The sequence below is a fragment of the Streptomyces sp. NPDC055103 genome (assembly GCF_053607625.1).
The window spans coordinates 67,280-88,830 of sequence record NZ_JBSGTX010000030.1 but is presented as its reverse complement, the minus strand read 5'-3'; the positions used below and the strand labels follow the sequence as shown (position 1 = coordinate 88,830).

Here is a 21,551-nt window from a genome sequence, read left to right as displayed (position 1 = left end):
GCAGGCCCTTCGGCGTACCCCCCTTCGCCGTAACCCCTACGTCGTGACCCGCGCCTCCGTGCCCCTACGCGGTCGGCAGACAGCCCCGCCCCCGCCCCGGGCGGCCGACCGCAGCCGCTGCCGTACCCCCTTCACCAGCCGGCCCGCCGTGTACTCGGCGCCGAGGACGAACCGCATCGACGGCCCGTACGAGGGGGCCGTGAGCAGACCGGCGAGGAACAGCCCCGGCCACGAGGACTCGAAGAGACCGCCGACCTCCGGGGCGCCGACCGCGCCGACCGTCCGCAGGGCCCCGCGCAGGGCCGGGTCGAGCATCCCCGCCCGCTCCAGGCTCGGGACGAAACCCGTCGCCGCGACGACGTGGTCGGTCTCCAGGACTGCCGTCCCTTCGGGCCCCGCGACATCGAGCCGGAGCCGCCCGTCTCCCGTCACGGCCGCCGAGGTGATCCGCTGCCCCAGCCGTACGTCCCCGACCGCCGCGAACCGCTCGCGCAGCCACCAGGCGCCCGCCGGGCCGAGCGCCGAGTCGAAGATCCGCTCGCGGGTGGCGGCCGGCAGCCGCCGGAAGAGCCCCGGGCTGTCCGCGTAGAGCTTGTTGTGCCAGCCGCAGCCGAGGCCCGTATGCGGGGCGCGCACCGAAGGCCACGGACCGCGCTCCAGGGCCGGTGGCGGGGTGTTCCAGTTCAGCCGGTCCGCGCGGGCGACGATCCGGACGGTCGCGGCACCCTGCTCGGTGAGGAGCGCGGCCGTCTCCAGGGCGGCCTGACCGGCTCCGACGACGGTCACGTCCTGCCCGGCGAAGCCGTCGAGCGCGCCGTGGTGGCTGGAGTGGGTGACGTACCGCCGGGGGAGCCCCCGCAGCGGTCCGGGGATCTCCATGAAGGGCAGCACTCCGACGGCGAGGGCCACCGTCCGCGTACGGACCGACTCGCCGTCCTCCGTCCGCAGCTCGAAGCCCTCGGCCGCGGGCGCGATCGAGGCGATCAGGCGCTCGTCGAGCGCGGGCACGGCCCGGCGGGCGAACCAGTCGCCGTACGAGGCGAAGAAGTCGACCGGGAGCGGCACACCGTGCTCCGCGCGGACGCCCCGCGACACGGCGTACGCGTCGAGTCCGTACGCCCCCTCCGGGTCGGAGAGGTGGGAGGCCCACGGCTCCGACTTCAGGAACATGCCCGGAGGCATGGCGTGCCAGGACTCCATCGAGCGGCCGAAGGTCCGCAGCTCCATCCCGCGGGCCGCCGCGTGCGCGGCCACGGACAGACCGTAGGGTCCGGCCCCGACGACCACCAGGTCGTACATCGACTTCGACATCGTGCCTTCCGCCTTCATCGTTCTCCTTGGTGGGTGAGCTGGTCGGGGGCGTGTGCGGGGCGGCGGCACCGGGAGGGCGGCCGGGCGTCGGGCCGCCGCGCCGAGGGCCTTGCGCAGGAGGTGCGCGAGCCAGGCGAGTCCCATCGCGAGTGCGGGCGCCGGGTCGTCGGCCGCGAACCAGGCGCACTCGGTCCGCCCCACCGGCGCGGCGCCCGGCTCGGCCGCGTACCGGGGGCGGGGGGAGGCGACGAGCGAGAGCGCCGCGTAGTTCTCGACGACGAACCGGCGGCCGTACGCGGGGGAGTGCGGCGGAACCCGACGGCCCGTCAGGTCCAGGTGCGCCGCCCGGACCACGTCCAGCCCCTCGGGGTCGGTGAAGAGCCGGAACTGCGCGCCGGGACGGGGGTTGAAGTCGAGCAGGTGGTACGCGCCCGTGGACCGGTCGAGCCGGAAGTCCAGGTCGCACACGCCCCGGTAGCCGAGTGCGTCGAGCAGCGCGCGGGCCGCGCGGTCCACGGCCGGGTTCGCCGTCCAGCGGCCCACGGCGGTGAGCCCGGCCCCGTCGGGCCAGGAGCGCTCCTTGCGCCCGGTGGCCCCCGTCGCGCAGCGGCCCGCGGAGTCCACATACCCGTGGAAGAACCAGTCCAGGTCCCGGCCCGCCGGAAGGAGTTCCTGGAGGAGCAGACGGCTGCCGGCCTCCGGAGTGCGGTCGAACAACTCCCGCACCTCCGCGAGGGACCGCACGATCGAGGTGCTGCGCAGTCCGCGACCGGCCGGCAGCAGCCAGGGCCTGCTCCACTTCGCGACCACCGGAAGGCCGAGCGACCAGGCCATCGCGGCGGCCTCGTCGGCGCCGGTGGGGAGTTCGGTACGCGGATGGGGCAGGCCGAGCGCCGCGCAGGTCCTGGCGAGCCGGGCCTTGTCCGCGACCCGCAGGAGCTGCTCCTCGGTCTGCTCGGGCAGCAGGAAGCGCGGGGAGAGCTCGGCGCGCCGAGCGGCCAGGGCGAGGGCGCTGACATCGTCCAGGGGGAGGACGAGCACGGGATGTGAGGACCCGTCGGATCGCCGGCCGTCGCTGTCGTGGCAGATCTCCTCGGAGAGCCGGACCAGGAATTCCGCGAGTTCGGCGGAGGACGGTGTGTCCGGGCCCGGGCGGGCCGAGCGGAGATAGCGGGACCTGGCGACCGGACTGGTGCTCGATTCGATGACGGCATGGACCGGAATTCCCGCTCTTCCCAGCGATCGCGCGGCGCCGAGAGTGCCGTGATGGAAAGGGTTCCGGTCGAGCCGCACGAGGACGGTCGGTACGCGGGTGTCGAAACTCTGACGGCTCGGCACGGCCTGCCCTTCATCTCGGGTGCCCCAACTGGGCGATCAAATCCTCTAATGGACTACCGATCAGAGGGAAGCCGAGTTCACGGTCGGCTCATTAGGAATACTTTCTGAGCATCGGATTGACGGATCATCAAATGGCGAACGACGTGAAGGAGCGGCCATGGCAGCTGCACATCGGAGAACATCGAGAGTGTGGCTGGGGGTGTTCACCGCCGGTCTTCTCGCCTCGGGCTCGGTCGTCCTGTCGTCCCCCGCCCACGCCACCGACTCCGTGACAACGACGAAGGACCCCGGACCGACTCTCTCCAGCGCCATGGGAGCCTTCCTCGATTCGGGCGCGCTCGGGGTCGCCCGCATCGGGCAGCTCGAACGGTGGCTCGGCGGTCGCGAGCTCCGCGTCGGTCACACCTACCTGCCGGGCGACCTCTGGTCGAACATCGAGGGCCCGCCCGGCTTCCTCGACGCCTGGGCGGACTGGCGCAACGAGCAGGACGACCGGCTCTTCGTCCTCAACGTCCCCATGCTGGAGCGGAACGAGGCCGGCGTCTCCGACTACGAGGTCCGCCGCCAGCTCCAGCTGGGCGCGGCCGGGTACTACGACCACCACTTCAAGGCCCTCGCCGAGCGGCTCGTCGAGCTCCGGGCGAAGGACACCGTCATCGTCCTCGGCTGGGAGATGAACGGCACGACGTACACCCACCGGTGCGCGCCGGACCCGACGGCCTGGAAGAAGTACTGGACCCGCATCGTCACCGCGATGCGCTCCGTGCCGGGGCAGGAGTTCCGCTTCGACTTCAACCCGAGCCGGGGCCGGGACGCCGTTCCGTGGACCGAGTGCTACCCGGGCGACGATGTCGTCGACATCATCGGCATGGATTCGTACGACCAGCCGCCGGGAATGAGTTTCGACGAACACGTGAGCGAGCCCTACGGGCTCCAGAAGCAGGTCGATTTCGCCGCTGAGCACGGAAAGCAGATCTCCTATCCCGAATGGGGGCTCTTCCGTAACGGCGACAACCCGGTGTACATGCGGCGCATGCTGGAATGGATGAAGCAGCACAAGCCGCTGTACCACACGATCACGGATTACTGTCCGCACGGCGTCTGGCAGTGCGACGACAATCCGCAGTCGTCACAGGTGTTCCGCCAGGCACTGTTCGGGACGGAACCGGAAGTGCCGGAGATTCCGGTGGATCCTGTTGACCCGGTGGACCCTGTCGATCCCGTGGATCCGGTCGATCCGGTCGATCCGGTGGACCCGGTGGACCCGGTGGACCCGGTGGACCCGGTGGACCCGGTGGACCCGGTGGACCCGGTCGACCCGGTCGACCCCGTGGATCCGGTTGATCCGGTCGACCCGACGGACCCTGTCGAGCCGACAGACCCGACGCTTCCGGTGCCGAAGCCTGAGCCCAAGCCTGAGCCCAAGCCGGAACCGAAGCCTGAGCCCAAGCCGGAACCGAAGCCTGAGCCCAAGCCGGAACCGAAGCCTGAGCCCAAGCCGGAACCGAAGCCTGAGCCCAAGCCTGAGCCCAAGCCGGAACCGAAGCCTGAGCCCAAGCCTGAGCCCAAGCCGGAACCGAAGCCCGAGCCCAAGCCCGACTGCTGGACCGTGAACCTCGGTTCGTGGGTCGAGAGTTGGATCGGTGGGCCCGTCTGTGTCCCGAAGGACTCCTGGAAGGACGAGGTCGACCTCGACTGGAAGGACGCGCTGAAGGGCGTCTGGCCCTTCTGACCGGGCCGGATCCGAACGGCGGCGGAGGAGATCATCCGCCGCCGTTCGGCCTCCGTCCGGGGAGGCGGGCGAGTGCCCGGCCCACCCAGGCCCGCTCCCGGGCCTGGCGGGCCGCCCAGCGGCGCCCGTCGGCGGCCCCCGCGCGCAGCCACAGGAGCGGAGCCGTACGCCGGCCCGCGAGCATCAGCCGCTGGTTGCGGACGGCCTCGGGGCGCCAGTGCTGCTTGTACGCCTCGGTGCCGCGCAGCATGCTCAGCGTGGCCCGCCCGCCGGTGCTGGTCTCACGGGCCCCGTGGCGCAGCAACATCGTCGCCACGTCGACCTTGCGGGCCCGCAGCGTCGGATCGGCGCCGTACAGATAGCCGCCGGCGAGCCGGGGCGACATCAGGGTCAGGTCGGCGGCCACCACGTCACCGGCGAGCCGGAACTCGGTGACCATCGCGTCCCCGCGCTCCACCATGGGCCGCACCGCCCGGGTGAGGTGCTGGGCGAAGCGGCTGCTGGTGTGCTCGGCGGTCACCCCGCGCCCCTGCCACTGGAGCTGATGGAGCTTCAGGAGCCGGTCGAGGGCGGCCGGGACCTCGTCGCCGGTGACGACGTGCGAGTCGATGCCGAGCGCGTCGAGCTTGCGGAGCTTGGCGCGGACGCGCTGGGCCTTCCCGGAGGGGATCCGTTCGAGCAGCCCTTCCATGGGGACGGCGGGCAGCTCCAGGCACAGCGAGTCGGGCAGCCGTCGGCGCGGCCCGCGCCAGCGGGCGAGGACCCGCTCGGTGGCCGCCCCCGGCCGTACCTCCCGCAGGTCGATCACCGCGCCCCGGGCCACCCGGGCGAGCGCCCCGGCCAGGGCGGGCGCCGCCTCGGGGCAGTCGTCGTCGAGGAGCACGTCCGTGAAGTCGGTGATGGTGCCGCCGAGCTGGGTGAGGACGGGCAGCGGCCCGCGGGCCCGCATCAGGGGCGCGGCGGCGACGAGCTCGCCGCTCTCCCGTCGTACGAGCACCACCCGCAGCGCACCGGGCCGGCCGTACGAGAGCCACCAGGAGTGCAGCCAGGAGTGGGACTGGAAGGGGGTGGCGGAGGAGCAGCGCCCGTACAGCGCCGTCCACTCGGCCGCCAGCCGCCCGAACCGCTCCTCGTCACGGCAGACCTCGGTCCGCAGGGCTCTCGGGGTCATACCGCCTCCGGTTCCGGCTGGTGCGAGGAGACCGCGGGGGCGGGCACCGCCGCGGACGTGGTGGAGGGCGCGGCAGGCTGCCGGGAGTGGCGGGCCTCGCCGCGCGCGGCCGTGCGCTTCGGGCGGACGAGCAGGACCAGGCCGCCGAGAAGGCCGCCCGCACAGCCGCCGACGAGCGCGGAGAGCGCCGCAGACGGGGACACCGGGGCGACCGGCTTGGTGGCGCGCGAGAACTGGACGACCTTCACGCCCGTGCTGCCCGCGACGTGCGTGCTGTTGAGGACGAGCGCGCGGGCCACGCCGTCGGCCATGGACACGGCCTTCGCGGGCTTCTCGGCCCGGGCGGTGATCGAGATCATCGGCGCGTCGGGGGAGGTCGCGGCCTGCACGCTCGTGCGCAGCGTGTCGGCGGTGACGCCCGCCCACACCTGGGCGTCGCCGGTCACCGCGATGTCGGTGGCGACCCGCCCGTAGGCCTGGGCGAAGCCGAGCGCCGCCGCCGGGTCCGACTTCTCGGCCGGTACGACGATGACGTAACTGGTCGCCGCGTACTGCGGGGTCTTGAGCGCTCCGTATCCGCCGCCGAGGACCGCTCCGGCGAGGACGGCGGCGGGGAGCACGGCCCAGCGGCCCGGGCGGCGGAGTCCGGCGGGCGGGAAGGCGCGGGGTGGGATGGTGTTCATCGTGCGGGCTCTCTCACTTCGCGGGGGACGGGGTGGCGTGGACGGCCTGGTCGTAGAGGGACATCAACTGCCCTGCGCTGTGCGTGATGTCGTAGCGCCGGGCGGCCGCCGGCTGTGGGAGCCGGGCGAGCCGGGCGTCCCGGATGCCGCGCAGCGCGGAGATCAGCTCGGGCACGGACTCGCCGATCCGGCGCGCGCCCGGAGCCGCATCCGGCGGCAGGTCGTCGATCGCGGGGCAGGCCACGTACAGCACGGGCAGGCCCGCGGCCAGCGCCTCGACGACCGCGAGCCCGAAGGTCTCGTCGGGGGAGGTGGACACGAAGGCGTCCATGGCGGAGAGCAGTTCGGGCAGCGACGGGCCGAGCGAGGTGACGGACGGCGGGTCCTCGCAGGCCCCGACGAGCAGCACCCGGTCGGCGGCCCCGCACTCCCGGGCGATCCGCAGCAGCTCCTCGCGGTGCCCGCCCTCGCCGACGAGCAGCAGCCGGGCCTCCGGCACCGAGGCCACGGCCCGGACGAGCCGGTCGAACCGCTTCCCGGGCGCGAGCCGCCCCACCCCGCCGACGACATAGGCGTCCTCGGGGATGCCGAGGACACCCCGGGTGAGGCGGCGGGCACGGGCGTCGAAGGCGAAGCGGCCGGTCTCGATGCCGTTGGGCACCACGTGGATACGGGCCGGGGGCACGCCCCAGTCGGCGAGCCGGCGGGCCACGCTGGGCGAGACGGCGACGGTGGAGGTGCCGAGCCGCTCGGAGGCCAGGTAGAGGGCGCGGGTGCCGGTGGAGAGCGGACGGCCCTCGATCTGGGCCTCGCCGAGCGAGTGCTCGGTGGCGATGACCCGGCGGACGCCGGCGAGCCGGGCCGCGAGCCTGCCGTACACGCACGCCCGGTAGAGGTGGGTGTGGACGAGGTCGTAACGGCCCTGCCGGACGATCCGGGCGAGGCGGGGGAGCGCGCCGAGGTCGCGGTTTCCGGTCATGCCCAGGTGGGTGACGGGGGTGCCGTCGGCCTCGATGCCGACGGCGACCGCGCCGGGGTTGGTGAGGGTGACCACCCCGTGCTGGACCGGGAGGTGGCGCAGCAGGAGCCGCAGCTGCTGCTCGGCGCCGCCGATGCCGAGCCCGGTGATGACGTGCAGGACCCTCATGGCGCACCGACCGCGGCGGTCCCGGCCTGGGCCTGCGAGGGGAACACGTCGACGGGGTGGCGGCGGCGCAGCGGGTGCAGCACGCGCTTGGCCGTGAGCCGCCAGGAGGTGTCGTCCTCGCCGATGTGGACGCGGGGCAGGGCGTACGCGCCGGTGTGCGGGCCCGGGTCGATCGCGCAGGCGTGGCGGTAGCCGGCCTTCCGTACGGCGCGGATCACCCGCGGGTCGACGTCCCCGTACGGGTAGCAGAAGCCGTCCACGGTCTCGCCGGTGATCTCCTGCAGGAGCTCGCGGCTGCGCCGGGTCTCGTCCGCGAGCTCCGCGTCGTCGGCCTCGGTGAGGGCGATGTGCGTGAGGCCGTGGGAGCCGACCTCCATGCCGGCCTCCGCGATCCGCAGGATGCCGTCCTCGTCGAGGAGCGGTTTGCGCGGGCCCTCGGTGTCCCAGGCGTTCTCGCCGCCGAGCCGGCCCGGCAGGACGTAGACGGTGGCGGTGAAGCCGTGGCGGCGGAGCAGCGGCAGCGCCGAGTCGTGGAAGTCGGCGTAGCCGTCGTCGAAGGTGAGGCCGACGAGTCCCTTGGCGCGTCCGGCGGCGGTGGCGGCGAGCAGTTCCCGCACCGAGACCCCGCGCAGCCCCCGGTCGCCGAGCCAGTGCAGTTGCCGGGCGAAGCGGACGGGGGAGACGGTCACGTGGTACGGGTCGTCACCGGGGTCCGTGATCGAGTGGTACATCGCCACCCACAGGGGCGGTTTCACCCACAGGGGCGGCTTCGGCAGCAGTCGGCGCAGCGCGGTGGGGGCGGGCATGGTCGGTCCTCCGGGAGGCGGAGCGGGGCAGGGGCGGAATCTCGGGCGCCTTGGCGGCGCAGGCGATGAAGAGCAGGAAGGCGCCGGCGATGACCAGGCTCGCGACGGCGACGGCGAGGGCGGCGGAGTCGATCGCGACCGAGCAGAGCCAGCCGGCGCCCGTGGCCCACGCACCGGCGGTGGCGAGCCGGAGGAGACCCTCGCCGAGCCGGTCGACCCGGACGGGCACGGTCTGGCGGTGGGCACCGCGCAGCAGCAGGACGGCGGAGCAGGTGATGCCGAGCGCGTTGGCGGCGGCGATGCCGACGGCGCCCCAGTAGTGGGCGCCGGGGATCCCGGCGGCGGTGGTCGTGGCGAGCCCGGCGGCCATGGCGGCGGCCGGGTACCAGAGGGGTCGGGCGGCGGAGAAGTAGCAGCGGACGAGGGCGCCCACCATGGTCTGGCCGAGTAGACCGAGGGCGTAGACACGCATGACGGCGGCGGTGGCGACGGTGTCGGTACGATCGAACTCCCCCCGTTCGAAGAGGAGTTCGACGATCTTGGGGGCGACGGCGATCACCGTCGAGGCGCCCACGAGCACGACGACGGCGGCGAGCAGCAGATCCCGCTCGACCCGTCGGCGGGCCGCCTCGGTGTCGCCCGCCGCGAGCGCGCGGGCGACCACCGGGAAGCTGACCGTGCACAGCATCAGGGAGAGGATCATCGGCATCTGCGCGACCTTCTGCGCGTAGTTCAGATGCGAGATGGCCCCGGCGGGCAGCGGCGACGCGAGGAAACGCTCGATCAGCGTCTGCGACTGGCGGCAGAGCGAGAAGGCGACGACGGGCGCGATGAGGCCGAGGACCAGGATGCGCCCCTCCTGCCCGTGCCCGCCGTCGGGCGCGAGCGCGGTCGGCTCCTCCTTCGGCACCGGGCGGGCCCGCAGTTCGCGGAGGAGGGACGGGGCCTGGACGAGGACCATCAGGACCCCGCCGACCGCGACCCCGGCGGCGGCGGACCGCACCCCCCACGGCTCGCGCAGCACCAGGATCGTGCCGATGATGCCGACGTTGTACGCCACGTAGATCGCGGCCGGCGGCAGGAAGCAGCCGTGCGCGCGGAGCGCGGCCGAGCAGTACCCCACCAGCGCGAAGGACAGCACGCAGGTCGCCGTCAGCCGCGTGCAGTCGACGGCGAGCTGCGGATCGGGCAGGCCGGGCGCGAGGGCGGAGACGACCAGGGGCGCCGCCAGGACGAGTACGGCGGCGGCGACGGCGACGGTCACGGTGAGCCGCGGGAGCGTGCCGCGCACGAGGGCGCGCACCGGATCACCGAAGAGGCTGCCGGAGCGGCGGGCCAGGGCCCGGGAGAAGGCGGGCACCAGGATCAGTGCCAGCGCGTCCTCGATGAGCAGCGTCGAGGCGAACTCCGGCACCGTCCACGCCACCAGGAACGCGTCGGTCTCGGCGCCCGCGCCGAAGTACCCGGCGAGGATCTGGTCCCGTACGAGCCCGAGCAGGGCCCCGACGGCGGTGAGCCCGGCGGTCACGGCGGCGGCCTTGGCGAGGAAGCCCCGCCCCTGCACCCGGTCCGCCCCCGCCCGGACGCGCGCCCGGGCGTGCGCGCGCCGGCCGCGCGGCGGCCGCACCGGCGCCTGCGCCCGTACCCGGTCAGACCGTACGACTGTCTCGGTCCCCGCCCCCGGCAGCACCACGGCCTCCGGGGCCCACGGGGAGTCCGTGGGGCCCGGAGGCGCGGTCGGCCAGGGGTCGGTCAGCGGGGCGCCGCAGGGCGGCCGGGGAGCGGAGCGCGGGGCGCCGGGCCACGGGGTGTCCGTGGGCTCCGGCTCCCCGGCCCACGGGTCACGCACGCCGCACCTCCGCCAGCGACCACCAGGCCGCCAGGCCGAAGACCACCGACATCAGGACCGTCGAGGGGCCGCCGATGTCCGCGTAGAAGAAGTCGATCAGCTGCCAGGACAGCAGGCCCGTCGCGACGAGCGCGCAGTCCGCGCCGAGGCGCCGCCGCCGCAGTGCCCCGACGAGGAGCGCCACCCAGCTGCCCGCCAGCGCGATCAGCCCCAGGAGGCCCTGCTCGCTGAGGACCAGGAGGTACATGTTGTGCGGGGACAGCAGTGGCTGCCGCTGGAAGGCGGCGCCCGCGCCCGCCGTGTCGCTGCCGGAGGACAGCGCCAGGGAGGCGTTCGAGTCGCGGTACGCGGGGAAGCCCTTGAGGCCGACGCCCGTGACCGGCTCCGTGCTCCACATCCGCCCGGCCGCCGCCCACATCGTGTACCGGTCCGTCACCGACTGGTCCGGCGCCGCCGCCACCTGCGTGATGCTGGCGACCCGCTCCTTCACCATCGCCGAACCGATCCCGAGGCCGCCGACGAGGACGACCCCGAGCGCCCCCGCCGCGAGCGCCACCACGGCCGCCCGGCGCGGCCCGGAGAGCAGCAGCTGGATCCCGCAGGCGAGCACGGTCGCGATCCACGCGCCCCGGCTGAAGGACAGCACCAGCGGCAGGAACAGCAGCCCCGCGCAGACCAGCGCCGCCGTCCGGGTCCGGCCCGGTCCGCTGCCCAGCGCGATCCCGGTGACGACGACGAGCCCGTACGACACGACCGTCGCCATGCCCATCACGTCGGTCGGCCCGAAGGTCCCGACGGCCCGGATGTCCTCACCCATGTACGAGGCACCCGTCCCCGTCAGGTACTGGAGCACGCCCACCGCGCCCTGGAGCAGCCCGAGTCCGACGAGACCCCAGGCGACCACGGCGAAGTCCCGCCGGTCGCGGATCATCAGGAGCACGGCCGCCGGGACGAGGACGAAGATCTGGACGTAGCGGGCGACGCCCGGCAGGCTCGCCGCCGGGTCGTTCGAGGTGATCGCGGCCAGACAGATCCCGAGCACGGGCAGACCGAGGACGACGGCCGCCGCCCCGGTCAGCGGCCGGCCGCCGCCGCGCAGCACCCGCACGAGACAGATCAGGACGAGGAGCCCGGAGGCCGCGTCCGCGATCGTGCCCGTGCCGCCGGTGCCGCCCTGCGCCCCGCCACCGCCCGGGACGAGCAGCAGCGCGATCACGGCGAGGACCGGGGACAGCGCCCCGGCCCTGCGGACCCAGTCCCGTACGTCAGGACCGGCCACCGGCCCCGGCGGCGCGATCCGTACGGGGGGTTCGACCGCCGGCACCGGCGTCACGGCCGTGGCCATCCTCAGCTCCCTGTGGGTCGGACGAGCCCGGCCGCCGTACGCAGCAGGATGCAGACGTCCTGCCAGAGCGACCAGTGGTCGATGTAGTGGTTGTCGAAGCGGCAGCGGTCCTCGATCGAGGTGTCGCCGCGCAGCCCGTGCACCTGCGCCAGACCCGTCAGCCCCACCGGCATCCGGTGCCGGGCCGCGTAACCCGCGTGGATCTTGCTGAACTGGGCGACGAAGTACGGACGCTCGGGCCGGGGTCCGACCAGGCTCATGTCCCCGCGCAGCACGTTCCACAGCTGCGGCAGCTCGTCAAGGGACGATTTGCGCAGGAAACTGCCGGCCGCGCTCATCCGCCGGTCGCCCGCCACGTTCCAGCGGGTCGCCGACTCGGCGTCGTCGCTCGGCCGCAGCGTACGGAACTTGAGGAGCGTGAAGTGGCGGCCGTGCTGACCCACCCGCTCCTGCCGGAAGAGGACCCCCGGACCGTCCGAGAGCCGCACGGCGAGCGCGCACAGCAGCAGTACGGGCAGCGCGAGCGCGAGGGCGGGCGCGGCGAGCGCGATGTCGAGGGCGCGCTTGGCGGTCAACCCGCGGCGCTCGGCCAGCGGGACGATCCGCTGCCGGGCGTACCCCCACAGGTGCTCGCCCATCGGCCCGGCCTGCCGCTCGCCGCCGATCCGCCACGTCGTGCAGCCGTAGTGCTGGAAGAGCGTCACCAGACCCGGGTCGTCGTCGAGGAACACCGCCTCGCACACGCTGTTCTGGATGACCGCCCGGTGGATCTCCTCGGTCGTGGTGAGCACCGGAAGCCCGGCCTCCCCCACCGCACGGCCGGCTCCGCCCTGCTCCGGCACGCCGACGATCCCGACCGGCCGCACCCCGTACTCCGGGTGCTGGGCCGCCGCGGCGGCGAACCGGCGCGCGGCCCCCGTCCCGCCGACGACCAGCGCCGAGCGCGGCCGCTCCCGCGCCACCCGCCGCCTGCGCGCCAGCAGCAGCGAGCGGACCAGGCACACGACGGCGACATGCGTGCCGTACGCGGCGCAGAGCCGCAGCGGCCCGAACGCCAGGGCGGGGGAGTACGCGGCGATCCCGGCCGCGGCCAGGCACCAGGCCACGCCCGCGCGGGAGGCGAGCGCGGGCAGCTCGTCGAGCGCCCGGGTGTGCGCGGCCGGCCGGTAGAGCCCACCGTGCCCGTCGAGGACGAGGACCAGCGCCGCGATCGGCAGCAGCAGCCGGGCGTCCTGGTGCGCCGCGCTCAGCAGCGAGGCGGCGGCCAGGACGGCGAGGCAGTCGACCGCGACGAGCGGCCCGGCGCCGGACCGCCGCACGGCGGGGCGGCGCGGCAGCGCGAACCGGTCCGTCGTACCGCGGCGCGGCGCGAGGGAGGCGAGGCCGAAGGCCTGGCCCGCCGTGGGCCAGGGGCCCGGCGAGGAGGGAACGCTGGTACTTTCCGTGGTCACTGCGCAATCGGCTCTCTGTGTTCGGCCCCCCGCACGCCGGCCAGTTCGCGGTAGACGTCCGCGACGGCCGCGCCGGTGCGCCGGACATCGAAACTGCTGAGTACGTGTGCGTGGGCCTCGCGGCCCAGGCGGTGCCGCAGCTCCGGCCTGCCGAGGAGGCGGCCGAGAGCGGCGGCGAGCGCGGCCGGGTCCTCGGGCGGGACCAGGCACAGCGGTGCGTGGGCGGACGGCAGGCTCTCGCGGGCGCCGTCCACGTCACTGACGACGACCGGCCGGCCGCTCGCCATGGCCTCCAGGGGCGCGAGCGCCATGCCCTCCCAGCGGGACGGCAGGACGACCACGTCGGCGGCCCGGTACCAGGGGACGGTGTCGTCGACGGCGCCGGTGAAGCGGACCGAGGGGCCCGCCGCGGCCCGAAGCCGCTCGCCGTCCGGGCCGTCACCGACCAGGACGAGGCGGGCCGTGGGCACCTCCGCGAGGACGGCGGGCCAGGCGGCGAGCAGGACGTCCTGCCCCTTCTGGCGGCAGAGCCGGCCCACGCAGACGACGGTGGGTACGGGGTTGCCGGGCGGGCCGCCGGTCGCGAACCGGGCCACGTCCACGCCGTTGTGGACGACGGACCACTCCGCCACGACCCCGGCGGCCTCGCCCGTACGCCGCTCGGCCTCGCTCACGCAGAGGATCCGGTCCGCCCAGCGGGCGCCGAACCGCTCCCAGCGGCGGGCGAGCGACGCGGTCGTCCCGGAGACCGCCTCGAAGGACCACGCGTGCGGCTGATACACCGTCGGAACCCGTCCCCGCAGGGCGAGTCGGGCGCACAGCCCGGCCTTGGCGCTGTGCGCGTGGACGAGACCGGGCCGGACTGTACGGATCAGCCGCGCCAACTCCCGCGTCTCGCGTACCAGCTGGGGACCGGGGTCCCGGCCGGCCCGCCAGTCGTGGGTCTCCGCGCCCTCGTCGCGGACCGCGGCGGAGAGGGAGGTGTCCGGCGGGCAGGCGACCGCGACCCGCAGACCGGCGGCCCGCTGGGCGCGGACCAGGTCGAGGACGACACGGGCGACCCCGCCGTCACCGGGCTGGACCGCGTGCAGGACGGTGACGGACGAGGGGTCCGGCGCTTCCGGCGCTCGTGGAGGCCGCACGTCAGCGCCGGACGTCGGCCTGGAGGAAGAGCGCACCGAGCCAGACGGTGTCCTTCCGGCTGCCGAACCGGACATCGACACGATCGGCCCCCTCGCGCAGCGCCCCCCGGAGATCGAAGACGTCGGAGTCGTATCCCAGAGTGTTCGTACCATCGGGATAGCGGACCGTCCGACCGGGGCCGAATTCGGTGATGCTGGAGTTCATGACGTCGTCCGCGGAATTAGCGGAATCGGCCATTCGGACGCTCTTGGACGGACTCGTTTCCACCGCCAGGTAATCACCGGAAGTGCCGCGGTCGCCGTCATAGGCGATCACGCCGAGCCGCCCGTCCGTGCCCTTCGGATATCGGTTTCCGTCGATCGGGACGCGCAGCTCACCATCCCCAGGACCGACCGTTTCGAAACCGTCCCAGACGCCCATCCGGCGCAGTGGTTCCGAAGCCTTCTCGTACGCGGCGACGAGCGTCCAGCCGCCCCAGCCGCCCACCTTCGAACGCCCCATGGCCACATTGACCTGGGCGACGGTCCACTGCCCCGAGCGGGCCGAGCGGACCAGCTCGGTGACGTCGGCGGAGGCCTGGAAGGCGTCGGCGCCCTCGGCGGTGCGGTGACCGATCAGGGTGTCGGCGAGGAGCGCCTTGTACGCGCCGCCGGGCTCGGCGATCAGCACGCGCCCGTTGTCGGCCGGCGGCTTCTGCTCGCCCACCCGCAGGTTCCCGCCCCAGTACAGACGGGCCCAGCTCACCCGGGCACCCGAGGGAACCGGCAGCTCGGCGCGGCTGGAGTTGTACGTGTTGGGGTCGCTGTCCACGTCGACGTACGCGATCGAGGCGTCGTCGTTGACCGACTCGGTGCCCTGCGCGCCCTTCGCCGAGGTGTTGGCGGCCCGCACGATCCCGCCGTGCTGCTCGGCCTCGTAGCGCGGGGCGAACGCAACGCGGACGGCCTCACCCGGCTCGGCCTCACCGGGCTGGGGCGCGGCGGCGGAGGCGACCGGCAGCGCGACGGACAGGACCGCGCACGACAGGGCGCACACCACACCGCGACGCACAGCAGGAAACGCTGAATTCCGCATACAGGTTCTCCGCTTTGATGAGAGGAGGAAGGGAAGACCCGAGAAGGCCGGGAGAGGGGGAGGTGTCGTCCGCACAGAATGGGTGAACGCGCGGCCGGCCCGTAAGCAACGTTCGGGAAAGTTATAACCCCGATGCGGGGCGATAGTAAGCATTAGATGCTCGGAAACGCTAACTCCCGTATCTGTGCGGCAGGTTCCTCGTTGAGCGTGTTGCGCCATTCCGCGCCCAGTCGCTCCAATGGCCCTCTTATGGCCCAAAGATCGGTTGAACGTCACCCGTTCGGGAGAGCAACCGATGAAACGCCGCTGCGTTGTTGAGGGAGCCGGGCCGAACAGTCCGCGCAGTCCGAGTTGGATGAATTCGATCGAGGAGCACTTCTCCATGTCCCGTATCGCCAAGGCCGTTGTCCTGACCGTGGGTGCCGCCGCCGCGGTCGCCGGTGCCGCCGGTGTCGCCGCCGCCGACTCCATCGCCGAGGGTGCGGCCGTGAAGTCCCCGGGCGTCGGCTCCGGCAACGTCGTCCAGGTCCCGGTGCACATCCCGGTCAACGTCTGCGGCAACACCGTCAGCGTCATCGGTGCGCTGAACCCGGCCTTCGGCAACACCTGCGTCAACGCCTGATCTCGCACAGCGGATCGGTCCTTCCGAAGCCGGTGCGCCCACCCCCGTCGGGGTGGGCGCACCGGCTTTTTCCTTGCGGGGTCTGGTGGGCTACTCGTTCGGCCGCACCCTCGTGCGCCGCTCCGTGCAACGGCGCACGCCCCTTCGGGGGGCAGGCCAGCGGCAGGGATTCACTCGAACGGAGGCGTGGCGCTCAGTAGTTCCCCGGTTGCGGAGGGCTATACCCGCAGGCACGTTGGGAGAGCAGTTGTCCGACGCATAAGGAAAAGGAACACATATGCGTCCCCTGGCTACACGCCGCTTCACCGCCCTGGCGATATCCGCCGCCATCACCCTCGGCGCGGCGGGACCCGCCGCCGCCGGCGAGCACCATCCGTCCTCCGCGGCCGACCGGGCCGCCCACGCACCCCTCCCCGAAGCCGCCGCTCTGCTGCCCCAGGCCGAGGCGCTCGGCGACCTCGGCGCGGTGACGGCACCCGTCGCCGAACTCGTCACGGCCGCGCTCAAGGCCGACGCGGGCCAGCTGCCCGCGGCCGACGCCGACGCCCTCAAGAAGAAGATCGCGGCAGCCGTCGAGCAGGCCAAGGACGCGGCCCCGGCGCCACTGCCGGAAACCCCCGCGCCCGACGTCCCGGCACCCGACCTCCCCGCGCCCGATCTCCCGGCCCCGGACCTGCCCGCCCCGGACCTCCCGGCGCCGGACCTGCCCGCGCCGGATCTCCCGACGCCGGACCTGCCCGTGACGCCGCCCGCCGTCGAGACCCCGGTGGGTCTTCCGGCGAAGCCGCCGGTGACGCTCCCCGTCGCCGCCGGCGCGAAGGCCGCCGCCGGCAGCGCCGCACCCGCGGACGTCGTGGACGACGCCCTCGCCACGGTCGAGAAGGCGGTCGCCGATCTGCTCGCCGCCGTCACCTCGGGTGACGCGGCCGGAGTCGTACCGCAGGTGACCGCGACGCTGACGTCGCTGGTCAACCTCGCAGTCGCCACCGTGCTCGGCAGCGGCCTGCCCGCGCCGAACCTGGCCGGCCTGCCCGCACTCCCGGCGCTCCCGGTCACCGCGCCCGAGCTGCCCGTCGACCCGCCCGAGCTGCCGGTCGACCCGCCGGAGCTGCCGGTGAAGCCGCCGGTCGGCGTCCCCGACGTGCCGGTCAAGCCCCCGCTGCCCGTCAGGTAGTCCCCGCACAGGCCCGTACCGGCCCGGCAACCGCCGAGCCGGTACGGGCTTTCGCATGCGACAAATGTCGAGAAATCCTTCCTTCCGGAGTTTCCGGGGGAGGGCGCCTCTCGTTACAGAAGGCGAAGGAACACAGGGGATTCGGCCAAGAAGCCCGTGTGGAACGTGACGTGAAAGTACAGAGGAAGGATTCTCCCCATGAAGTCCACCAAGGTCGCCGCGGTCGTCGCCGGTTCGCTCGTGGCGCTGGGTGCCGCCGCTCCCGCCATGGCCACGGAGGCGCTGACCCCCACCAGCCTGAACGGTGGGCTGGAGGCGATCGCCGCCAATGGACTGAAGACGGACATGCTGAGCAGCACCACGGACGGCTCCCCGGTGAAGACCGCCACGGACACCCTGGGCCAGCTCAACGAGGCCGGCAAGGGCGGCTCCGCGCTGCTCGGCGGCCTCCCGCTGGGCGGCTGATCGAATGATTTTCTGATCGGCCGCCGTGTGGCCCCCGCTCCGCGCGGGGCCCCGCTCCCTACTCTCTGGTCCATCCACGCGAACGTCTGCGTGGGCTGGCCGGTCGGAGCGAGGGGGGATCCTCGCCGGTCTCTCCCTTTCTCCAGAGGAAGAGCGGTATGCGGTCCATCATCAGCAGGAAAATTCTCACCGCGGCGGCAGTCACCGGCATTCTGTCGCTCACCGGCGGATTCGCCCTCGCCGCCAACTCCCACGCGGGTACGGGCGATTCCCCCGGCCCCGGTATGGGGGGTCAGGTCCAGGCGCCGCTTCCGGCGGACGTCTGCGGCAAGAGCATGGAGCTCGGCGGATTCGTCGCGGCAGCCGTCGGAGACCTCTGCGCCCAGGTGGACGACCCCGGCGGCTACGGCGACGAGCCGGGCGAGCCGACCCACCCGGGCGAGCCGACGGAGCCCCAGACGACTCCGCCGCACACGGAGCCGCCGCAGACCGAACCGCCCCACACCGAGCCGCCGCACAGCACGCCCCCGCCGACCAACCCGGACGAGCCGGGTGAGTGCGAGGCCCCCGCCCCGGGTGAGGAGCCGGAGCCGGGTTGTGAGGAGCCGACGACTCCGCCGACCAGCCCGCCGTGGACCCCGCCGACGAACCCGGACGAGCCGGGTGAGTGCGAGGAGCCCGAGCCCGGTGAGGAGCCGGAGCCGGGTTGTGAGGAGCCGACCACTCCGCCGACCACTCCGCCCACCTCCCCGCCGTGGACCCCGCCGACGAACCCGGACGAGCCGGGTGAGTGCGAGGAGCCCGAGCCCGGTGAGGAGCCGGAGCCCGGTTGTGAGGAGCCGACCACTCCGCCGACGAGCCCGCCGACCAGCCCCGACGAGCCGCCGACCGACGAGCCGAGCAACCCGACGACCCCGCCGGGCCCCGAACTCCCCGACACCGGCAGCGACCCCGCGCTCATGGGCGCGGCCGCCATCAGTGCCGCGCTGATCATCGGCGGCACCGTCGTCTACCTCCGGGGCGGACGGATCTCCCGCCGTCACTGATGCCGGGGGACTGACGTCGCGGACTGACGGAACGTCAATCAGGGCCCTCGCCTTCACCGGTGAGGGCCTCGGGCGTTGCTGCACACGGGGGTATTCCGCCACGTTTCCCCCGAACGCCTCGTTCTACAGCGCATGACTCTGCGCTCTCACGCCGGCATGGGAATCCTCATGACCGCGCTCGCCTCCGCTGCTCTGGCCGCCCCGGCCGCCGCCGTCGAGGCACCTGTGATCGTCCCGCTCCAGGGCCTGGAGCCGGTGCTCCCGATGGACGCCCCCACGGTGGCCAGCGGAGTGCCCGTGACGGTACCCGGTGCGCCCACCGGCTTCCAGAAGGGCCTCGGCGCCCTGCCGGACGTCGCCCTGCCCAGCGTGCCGCTCACCGGCACCCTCCCGAAGACCGTCGTGGACGCGCCGCTGCCCGAGGTCCTGGACGGCAGCGACCCCGGCCGGGCCCTCCTCAGCAGCCCGCACTCGGAGATGAAGGCCGCCACCCCCGGCGCCGTCCTCGGCAATCCGGTGGAGGCCCCGCGCGGCAACGGGCTCGCCGGACTGCCGGACCTGGCGAAGCCTCAGGTCGGCCTGCTCACCCCCGTACTCAGCGGCGCTCTCGACCCCCAGCTGGGTCTTGCCCCGAACGCGCACTGACGCGGGGACGCCCCCCCCGGGCGGGTGAAGACACGATTCTTCCCCGCCACCCCGGGGATTGTTGATCGTTACAGAGAAGGCTCGTCGCATGGCCATGGCCCGTGGACCGAGGACCGTCCCGCCGTATCCGGCGGCGGGCGTCCTCCGGTCCACGGGCCAATCTTTTCGGATCTTTTCGGATTTCCCCCTTCTCTTTCGGCTCAATGACCGTGACCAGTCCCGGTGACGGGCGTTGTAGGGGAGTCGGCCGTGATTCCTGCGGTCGCTTTCCACGTCCAAGGAGTTCTTGATGTCTCGCATCGCGAAGGCTGCCGCTGTTCTTGCCGGCACGGGTGCCGTTGCCCTCAGCGGAGCCGGCCTGGCCGTCGCCGACTCGGGCGCGGAGGCCGTCGCCGCCCACTCGCCCGGTGTCGCCTCCGGCAACGTCGTCCAGGTCCCGGTCCACGTCCCGGTCAACCTCTGCGGCAACACCGTCAGCGTCATCGGCCTGCTCAACCCGGCCTTCGGCAACACCTGCGTCAACGCCGACGGTCACGGCCACGGTGACGGCGGCTACGGCGGCTGATCCCCCCCTGCTCCACACACGTGTCCCCCCGACCCACCGGGCCGGGGGGACACGTGTGTGCGCGGCGTCAGGCGTACCGGTAGATCCGGCTGTGGTCGAACAGCTCCGCCGGGGTGACCCCCCAGGGCGCCATCGGCTGGTGCCGCGCGACGACCTTGCGGTACTGCGCGTCCCCGAGGGGCGGCGGTTCCGCCGGCAGGTACGCGGCGCCGGGGTTGCGCTGCTGCCACCGTGACCAGATCAGGTCGACGAAGGAGTGGTGCAGCCAGAAGACCGGGTCGTTGACGGAGCCGCCGCCCAGCATCAGCCCGCCGACCCAGCGGTGGACCCGGTTGTGGATCCGGAACCGCTCGTTGCCCTGGCCCGGGGCCCAGCCCTCCAGCCGGTTGCGGAAGCCGGAGGCGCTCGTCGAGTTCCAGGGCGCCACGTCGTACGTCCGCTCCCGCATCACCTCGTCGAGCTGGGCCTGCGTGGGGAGCGCGATCGGATCGCGCGGCCGGCCGAAGTCCCTGGTCAGGAAGCGGGTCTCGGTCATCCCGTACGTGACGTTCCACCGTCCGGCGGAGTGGGCGAACGGGCCGGTCATGACCTGGAGGTCGGAGCGGCGGCCGTTGCCGCCCAGGAAGTCCTCGCCCCAGATCGACGAGGCCGGGCTGTTGTCCCGGGTCCAGTCCCAGTACGGGACGGAGACCGTCCCGTCGATCCGGCGCAGGGCCTGCTCGAAGTCCAGCAGGAACCTGCGGTGCCAGGGCAGGAAGCTCGGGGCCATGTGGGCGGTCCGCAGCCGGCCCTCCCCGTCGGCCGTGTAGTGGTCGATGTGGGTGCGGACGAACTCGTCGTACGTGCCGGTCCGCTTGAGCTCCAGGACGGCGGCGACGAACTTCCGGCGCTCGGCGCCGGTCAGGTCGCGCTGGTTCTTACGCGTGTACACCACGCGGGCTCCCTCCCGTCGGGTCGGTGTGGACGCCGTGGGCGGCGGCGAACCGGGACAGCGGGGCCGCCCCCAGCTCGTCCACGGCGGCGCGGGTGGCCGCCAGCGGCGTCGGGCAGGACGCGTAGTGGTCGATCGGCGAGACGTATCCGCCGTCGGCGCAGCGCATCAGGTGCAGCGGCCGGCCGTCGACGAGGGCGACCGGCACGCCGCCGGGTCCGGAGAAGCCCCGGATGCGGCGGCCTCCGTACATCTCGTCGAAGGCGAGCGGGTCGCGCGGAGCCCCGGACGGCTCGCCCGACGGGGTACGGCTCGCGATGCGGCCGAGCGCGCCACCGGTGAAGGCGGTGACCGCCAGAGCGAAGAGGGACCGCAGTGCGACGCGGCGCGGGACGATCATGAGTGATCTCCTCGGGTCGGCAATTGCCCTCAGGGCACAACGATGAAAACCCGGTTTCGTTGCGCCGGAAATGCCGGCGGCGCGACTATCGACCGTTCGGGTGAAAGCGGTGCGGGGAAAGGGTGGTTGGCCCCTAGCATCCGTATTCATGACCACTTCCAATGTCGTTTCCTCGGCGCGCAGCGCCTCTCCGCTGGGAACTCTCACGGTGATCCCGTGGTCCAGCGAGCCCTCCGCCGATTCGGCGGGCACGCCGTTCCTCATGGCGTATTCGCTCGGCGACGGCCGGGACGGCCCGGAGGCCGGTCAGCAGGCGATGCGGGCGGCCCTGGAGTCCATGGGCCTCTCGGTCGGCGACCGGCTGTTCGACCTGGAGAAGGACGCCGGGATCAGCGCCTCGCTCCTCGTCGAGGGCGGCTCCGTCGTCCTCAACCTGCCCTTCCTGAAGGTGCAGTGCCCGGTGCCCGACGAGTGGGAGGCCGCCGCCCGCGAGCGCGGACAGGTCTACTTCATCTGCTCCGTGCGCCCCTGGCCCGACGCGGTCCCCGGGCAGCCGGTCGACGAGGCGCGGCTGCGCTCCTTCGTCTCCGACGAGGAGATGCTCGCGGAAAGCGCCCACGTCCTGCTGCCGATCCGGCGCCTGCAGGGCTGAG

At 73.5% G+C, this 21,551-nt stretch carries 20 protein-coding genes; 8 read left to right on the top strand and 12 right to left on the bottom strand.

What is annotated here, in order from left to right; genetic code table 11:
- Positions 1-36 precede the first annotated feature (36 nt).
- Positions 37-1,299, bottom strand: a complete 1,263-nt coding sequence (locus ACWFR1_RS20385) for an FAD-dependent oxidoreductase (protein WP_453553074.1) — start codon at positions 1,297-1,299, stop codon at positions 37-39.
- Positions 1,300-2,806: 1,507 nt separating this feature from the next.
- On the opposite strand from ACWFR1_RS20385, the gene ACWFR1_RS20380 reads away from it, so the two are divergent.
- On the top strand, positions 2,807-4,381 hold the full coding sequence (locus ACWFR1_RS20380) for a glycoside hydrolase family 26 protein (RefSeq protein ID WP_453553051.1): 1,575 nt from the start codon (positions 2,807-2,809) through the stop codon (positions 4,379-4,381).
- 31 nt (positions 4,382-4,412) lie between these two features.
- Here the strand turns inward: ACWFR1_RS20380 and ACWFR1_RS20375 are convergent, their stop codons facing one another.
- The 9 genes from ACWFR1_RS20375 to ACWFR1_RS20335 form a co-directional block, all read right to left on the bottom strand.
- Positions 4,413-5,552: a GNAT family N-acetyltransferase gene (locus ACWFR1_RS20375; protein ID WP_453553049.1), complete on the bottom strand. Its 1,140-nt coding sequence runs from the start codon at positions 5,550-5,552 to the stop codon at positions 4,413-4,415.
- Entirely contained in the window at positions 5,549-6,235 is a 687-nt protein-coding gene (locus tag ACWFR1_RS20370) for a lipopolysaccharide biosynthesis protein (RefSeq protein ID WP_453553047.1), read from the bottom strand. The genes ACWFR1_RS20375 and ACWFR1_RS20370 overlap by 4 nt, the downstream gene beginning before the upstream one ends.
- A gap of 13 nt (positions 6,236-6,248) precedes the next feature.
- The gene (locus ACWFR1_RS20365; protein ID WP_453553045.1) at positions 6,249-7,382 is read right to left on the bottom strand and encodes a glycosyltransferase; all 1,134 of its coding nucleotides are present in this window, start codon (positions 7,380-7,382) and stop codon (positions 6,249-6,251) included.
- Positions 7,379-8,188 carry a polysaccharide deacetylase family protein gene (locus tag ACWFR1_RS20360; protein ID WP_453553043.1) on the bottom strand — a complete coding sequence of 270 codons (810 nt, stop codon included), beginning with the start codon at positions 8,186-8,188 and terminating at the stop codon, positions 7,379-7,381. Before ACWFR1_RS20360 ends, ACWFR1_RS20365 begins: the two co-directional genes overlap by 4 nt.
- Entirely contained in the window at positions 8,085-9,815 is a 1,731-nt protein-coding gene (locus ACWFR1_RS20355) for a lipid II flippase MurJ (protein WP_453553072.1), read from the bottom strand. The genes ACWFR1_RS20360 and ACWFR1_RS20355 overlap by 104 nt, the downstream gene beginning before the upstream one ends.
- A 214-nt stretch (positions 9,816-10,029) precedes the next feature.
- Entirely contained in the window at positions 10,030-11,382 is a 1,353-nt protein-coding gene (locus tag ACWFR1_RS20350; RefSeq protein WP_453553041.1) for an O-antigen ligase family protein, read from the bottom strand.
- 2 nt (positions 11,383-11,384) lie between these two features.
- The gene (locus ACWFR1_RS20345) at positions 11,385-12,833 is read right to left on the bottom strand and encodes a sugar transferase (RefSeq protein ID WP_453553039.1); all 1,449 of its coding nucleotides are present in this window, start codon (positions 12,831-12,833) and stop codon (positions 11,385-11,387) included.
- A complete protein-coding gene (locus tag ACWFR1_RS20340; RefSeq protein ID WP_453553037.1) occupies positions 12,830-14,011 on the bottom strand; it encodes a glycosyltransferase in 1,182 nt (393 codons plus the stop codon). Before ACWFR1_RS20340 ends, ACWFR1_RS20345 begins: the two co-directional genes overlap by 4 nt.
- Positions 13,977-15,026, bottom strand: coding sequence for a DUF3344 domain-containing protein (locus ACWFR1_RS20335; protein WP_453553035.1), 1,050 nt, complete (start codon positions 15,024-15,026; stop codon positions 13,977-13,979). Before ACWFR1_RS20335 ends, ACWFR1_RS20340 begins: the two co-directional genes overlap by 35 nt.
- 406 nt (positions 15,027-15,432) lie before the next feature.
- Between ACWFR1_RS20335 and ACWFR1_RS20330 the strand changes: the two genes are divergently transcribed.
- The 6 genes from ACWFR1_RS20330 (at position 15,433) to ACWFR1_RS20305 (ending at position 19,567) form a co-directional block, all read left to right on the top strand.
- Positions 15,433-15,672, top strand: coding sequence for a chaplin (locus tag ACWFR1_RS20330; protein WP_453553070.1), 240 nt, complete (start codon positions 15,433-15,435; stop codon positions 15,670-15,672).
- Positions 15,673-15,949: 277 nt separating this feature from the next.
- The gene (locus tag ACWFR1_RS20325; protein WP_453553033.1) at positions 15,950-16,846 is read left to right on the top strand and encodes a hypothetical protein; all 897 of its coding nucleotides are present in this window, start codon (positions 15,950-15,952) and stop codon (positions 16,844-16,846) included.
- A gap of 198 nt (positions 16,847-17,044) precedes the next feature.
- Entirely contained in the window at positions 17,045-17,311 is a 267-nt protein-coding gene (locus tag ACWFR1_RS20320; RefSeq protein ID WP_453553031.1) for a hypothetical protein, read from the top strand.
- A 158-nt stretch (positions 17,312-17,469) separates the two neighbouring features.
- Positions 17,470-18,357, top strand: coding sequence for a chaplin family protein (locus ACWFR1_RS20315; protein ID WP_453553029.1), 888 nt, complete (start codon positions 17,470-17,472; stop codon positions 18,355-18,357).
- 132 nt (positions 18,358-18,489) lie between these two features.
- Entirely contained in the window at positions 18,490-19,002 is a 513-nt protein-coding gene (locus ACWFR1_RS20310) for a hypothetical protein (RefSeq protein ID WP_453553027.1), read from the top strand.
- A 289-nt stretch (positions 19,003-19,291) separates the two neighbouring features.
- Entirely contained in the window at positions 19,292-19,567 is a 276-nt protein-coding gene (locus tag ACWFR1_RS20305; protein ID WP_453553025.1) for a chaplin, read from the top strand.
- A 67-nt stretch (positions 19,568-19,634) separates the two neighbouring features.
- Here the strand turns inward: ACWFR1_RS20305 and ACWFR1_RS20300 are convergent, their stop codons facing one another.
- Together ACWFR1_RS20300 and ACWFR1_RS20295 are read right to left on the bottom strand one after the other, a co-directional pair.
- Positions 19,635-20,501 carry a tyrosinase family protein gene (locus ACWFR1_RS20300; RefSeq protein ID WP_453553023.1) on the bottom strand — a complete coding sequence of 289 codons (867 nt, stop codon included), beginning with the start codon at positions 20,499-20,501 and terminating at the stop codon, positions 19,635-19,637.
- Complete coding sequence (locus ACWFR1_RS20295) at positions 20,485-20,898, bottom strand: tyrosinase family oxidase copper chaperone (protein WP_453553021.1); 414 nt, start codon at positions 20,896-20,898, stop codon at positions 20,485-20,487. Before ACWFR1_RS20295 ends, ACWFR1_RS20300 begins: the two co-directional genes overlap by 17 nt.
- A 148-nt stretch (positions 20,899-21,046) precedes the next feature.
- On the opposite strand from ACWFR1_RS20295, the gene ACWFR1_RS20290 reads away from it, so the two are divergent.
- Positions 21,047-21,550 (top strand): DUF5949 family protein, encoded by a 504-nt coding sequence (locus tag ACWFR1_RS20290; RefSeq protein WP_453553019.1) that lies wholly within the window; start codon positions 21,047-21,049, stop codon positions 21,548-21,550.
- Position 21,551 lies beyond the last annotated feature (1 nt).

Bases quoted from the DNA above. Each gene is read 5' to 3' on its own strand.
- ACWFR1_RS20385 (WP_453553074.1), bottom strand. From the start codon at position 1,299: ATGTACGACCTGGTGGTCGTCGGGGCCGGACCCTACGGTCTGTCCGTG.
- ACWFR1_RS20380 (WP_453553051.1), top strand. From the start codon at position 2,807: ATGGCAGCTGCACATCGGAGAACATCGAGAGTGTGGCTGGGGGTGTTC.
- ACWFR1_RS20375 (WP_453553049.1), bottom strand. From the start codon at position 5,552: ATGACCCCGAGAGCCCTGCGGACCGAGGTCTGCCGTGACGAGGAGCGG.
- ACWFR1_RS20370 (WP_453553047.1), bottom strand. From the start codon at position 6,235: ATGAACACCATCCCACCCCGCGCCTTCCCGCCCGCCGGACTCCGCCGC.
- ACWFR1_RS20365 (WP_453553045.1), bottom strand. From the start codon at position 7,382: ATGAGGGTCCTGCACGTCATCACCGGGCTCGGCATCGGCGGCGCCGAG.
- ACWFR1_RS20360 (WP_453553043.1), bottom strand. From the start codon at position 8,188: ATGCCCGCCCCCACCGCGCTGCGCCGACTGCTGCCGAAGCCGCCCCTG.
- ACWFR1_RS20350 (WP_453553041.1), bottom strand. From the start codon at position 11,382: ATGGCCACGGCCGTGACGCCGGTGCCGGCGGTCGAACCCCCCGTACGG.
- ACWFR1_RS20330 (WP_453553070.1), top strand. From the start codon at position 15,433: ATGTCCCGTATCGCCAAGGCCGTTGTCCTGACCGTGGGTGCCGCCGCC.
- ACWFR1_RS20325 (WP_453553033.1), top strand. From the start codon at position 15,950: ATGCGTCCCCTGGCTACACGCCGCTTCACCGCCCTGGCGATATCCGCC.
- ACWFR1_RS20320 (WP_453553031.1), top strand. From the start codon at position 17,045: ATGAAGTCCACCAAGGTCGCCGCGGTCGTCGCCGGTTCGCTCGTGGCG.
- ACWFR1_RS20315 (WP_453553029.1), top strand. From the start codon at position 17,470: ATGCGGTCCATCATCAGCAGGAAAATTCTCACCGCGGCGGCAGTCACC.
- ACWFR1_RS20310 (WP_453553027.1), top strand. From the start codon at position 18,490: ATGACTCTGCGCTCTCACGCCGGCATGGGAATCCTCATGACCGCGCTC.
- ACWFR1_RS20305 (WP_453553025.1), top strand. From the start codon at position 19,292: ATGTCTCGCATCGCGAAGGCTGCCGCTGTTCTTGCCGGCACGGGTGCC.
- ACWFR1_RS20295 (WP_453553021.1), bottom strand. From the start codon at position 20,898: ATGATCGTCCCGCGCCGCGTCGCACTGCGGTCCCTCTTCGCTCTGGCG.
- ACWFR1_RS20290 (WP_453553019.1), top strand. From the start codon at position 21,047: ATGACCACTTCCAATGTCGTTTCCTCGGCGCGCAGCGCCTCTCCGCTG.